This is a genomic window from Chromohalobacter sp. HP20-39, assembly GCF_033052815.1.
Lineage (GTDB): Bacteria > Pseudomonadota > Gammaproteobacteria > Pseudomonadales > Halomonadaceae > Chromohalobacter.
On sequence record NZ_JAWHTP010000460.1, the window covers coordinates 1 to 303 of the forward strand.

The window sequence follows — 303 nt, forward strand, 5'->3', positions numbered from 1 at the left end:
TGTCGCCAGGTTTTCCACGATAAGCAGCGTTTCGGGTTGCCATTTGAGTGCCACCAGGTCCTCCACAGGCACTTCCAAGTCAGACAGTCCACCAATTTTTCCGCGAAGAATGGGACACAGTACACGTACGCGTATCTGAGCCGGTGCCTTACGCAAGCCACACAACGTGTGGAAATCGGTCTCGAGAGCAGTCTCCGGCCGCAAAAGCCTGAGCAGTGCCGCAACCATCCCCTTGCGATTCTCTACCCACTTGGTATCTACATCGTTGATAGGCAACTGCCTCAACAATAGATTGGAGGCGGG

1 protein-coding gene is annotated in these 303 nt (G+C 54.5%); it reads right to left on the minus strand.

Annotation, left to right across the window (positions count from 1 at the left end):
• The coding region (locus RVY79_RS18810; RefSeq protein ID WP_317466077.1) for a DUF3322 domain-containing protein at nt 1-303 on the minus strand (303 nt) is incomplete at both ends.